Origin of the sequence: Roseisolibacter sp. H3M3-2 (assembly GCF_029211165.1) — a bacterium.
Taxonomy (GTDB): domain Bacteria; phylum Gemmatimonadota; class Gemmatimonadetes; order Gemmatimonadales; family Gemmatimonadaceae; genus Roseisolibacter.
Window position 1 is genome coordinate 1 of record NZ_JARGEK010000560.1, and the last position, 2202, is coordinate 2202.

At 80.9% G+C, this 2202-nt stretch carries 3 protein-coding genes; all 3 read left to right on the top strand.

What is annotated here, in order from left to right; all coding sequences use genetic code 11:
- The coding region (locus PYV61_RS24480) for an isoamylase early set domain-containing protein (protein WP_275836496.1) at window positions 1–407 on the top strand (407 nt) is incomplete at its 5' end.
- 10 nt (window positions 408–417) lie between these two features.
- On the top strand, window positions 418–1170 hold the full coding sequence (locus tag PYV61_RS24485; protein WP_275836497.1) for a hypothetical protein: 753 nt from the start codon (window positions 418–420) through the stop codon (window positions 1168–1170).
- 171 nt (window positions 1171–1341) lie between these two features.
- A partial coding sequence (locus PYV61_RS24490; RefSeq protein ID WP_275836498.1) for a hypothetical protein occupies window positions 1342–2202 on the top strand: 861 nt, incomplete at its 3' end.

The following is a 2202-nucleotide window of genomic DNA, read 5'->3' on the forward strand; positions in this document are numbered from 1 at the left end:
GGGGGGACGCGCCGGCCGGCCCCGTCGTCGCCGTCGCGCCCGCGTCGTCGGCGGCCGCCGGCGCCGAGCCGCTGGCCGTGGAGGCGCTCGCCGAGGACGACCTGGTGCAGGCCGCGGCCGTCGCCGACCCGGACGCGCCGCTCCCGACCGCCTTCCTGCTCGCCCGCCCGGGCGCCGACCGCGTGGCGCTCGTGGGCGACTTCAACGGCTGGGACGCGCGGGCGACGCCGCTCGCCCGCAGCGCCGACGGCTCGTGGACGACGACGGTGCCGCTGGCGCCGGGGCGCCACGCCTACGCCTTCGTGATCGACGACTCGTCGTGGGTGACCGACCCGCGGGTCCCGGTGACGCGCGACGTGGACTACGGGCGCGACCACTCGGTGGTCGTCGTCGGCGGCGCCCCGTGAGCGTGGGGTCGTGACCGCTCCCCTCGCCCGCAGGGCCGCGCGGCTCGCCCTGGCCGCCGCGTCGCTCGTGGCACTGACCGCCGCCGCGCCGGTCGCCGGCGCGCAGGTGCCGGTCGCCCCCGCCGGGCTCTCGGCGCCCGGGACGGCCACCACGATCGCCAGCGCCGTCGGCCGGCTGGAGGGGATCCCCGACCCGCGCGTGCGCCGCGCGATCGCCGACGTGCTGGCCGACGCCGACCGGCGCGGCCTCCCGCTCGAGCCGCTGGTCGCCAAGGCGCTCGAGGGGGTGGAGAAGGAGGCGCCGCCGGCGCGCATCGAGGCCGCCGTGCGCGGGATGGCGACGCGCCTCGCGACGTCGCGCGACGCGCTCAAGCCCGCCGTCGGGGACCGCGAGATCACCGCCGGCGCCGACGCGCTCGCGCTCGGGGTGCCGAGCGAGGTGCTGACGACCTTCCGCGAGCTGTCGCGGCGGCGGTCGACCGCGGTGGCGCTCGGCGTGCTCGCGCAGCTCGTGTCGCGCGGCGTGCCGGTGACCGAGGCGTCGCGCGCGGTCGCGCGGCTGCTGCAGCGCCGCGCCGACGACGGGCGGCTGCTCGCCCTCGGCGAGGACGTGCAGCGCGACCTGGCCACCGGCGCGTCGCCGGTGACGGCGCTCGACTTGCGCTTCCGCGCGCTGATCGCCGCGCTGCCCACGCCCGTGCAGCAGCCGGCGGCGGCGCTCGCGGGGGAGAACGCGCCCCCGGGTCGCAGCGGCCGCCCGTAACGGCGCGCGACGGCCGCGCGCGTACGGCCGCGACTGGTACAACTGACCGTCGCCGGACGGGCGCGGCGGTGCTATCGTGGCGTCGTGCGCCTCCGGTCCGCCTCCCGTCCGCTCGCCGTCGCCGCGCTCCTCGCCGGGGCCGCGCCGGCGCGCGCGCAGGTGGAGCATCGCGTGACGGTCGACGCAGGCGGCGCGACGCTCGACCAGTCGAACGCCGCCCGCGTGACCGCGCCGACCGTCGCCGCCGGCTGGCGCGTGACCGACGAGCGCGGGACGGTGGACCTCACCGGCGCCGGGATGCTCGCCGCCGCCGACCGGTGCGCCGCGCACGCGGTGCTCGCCGGCGTCTGGGCCCCCGACCGCGACGGGCGCTGGGAGCTGGGCGGCGTCGCCACCGGCGTGCGCTACCGCGGCGGCTCGCCGGCCGCGCACGTGCTCGGGCTGGCGCGGCGGCGCTTCGACGGCGCCCGCTACGGCGGCGTGGGGGCGTGGGTCGGCGCGGGGGGCGGGTTCCTGACGCGCGAGGGGCTCAACGCCCCGATCGCCGCCGCCGACCTGGGGATGTGGTGGCGCGGCGCCGGGCCCACGGTCTCGCTCGCACTGTCCGCGCAGCGCGCGCGCCTCGACAGCGCGGCCGGCGGGCCGACCGCGGTGCCGACCCCGCTCGGAGTGCCGACGGTGGCGCCGATCATCACGAACGCGGCGCCGCCCACGACGCTGCGCGCGACGGTCGTCGGGCCGACGCGCCCGGTGCTGGCCGTCGACCTGACGGGCGCCGTCGAGTGGCGCGGCCGCCAGGGCGAGGTCGCCGCGTCGGCCGGGCTGCGCCGCGCGCCGGTGCAGTTCTCCGGCGTGCGCCCGATCCTGCTCGCCTCGGGCGTGTGGTGGGCGCTGCCGCGCGTCGGCGTGCTGGCGTGGGAGGGCGACCAGGTGGCCGACCCGCTGCGCGGGATGCTCGCGGTGCGCCACCTGTCGCTCGGGCTGCGCTGGCGCGTCGCCCCCGCCGGCGTGCGCCGCGCCCCCGTGCCGCGC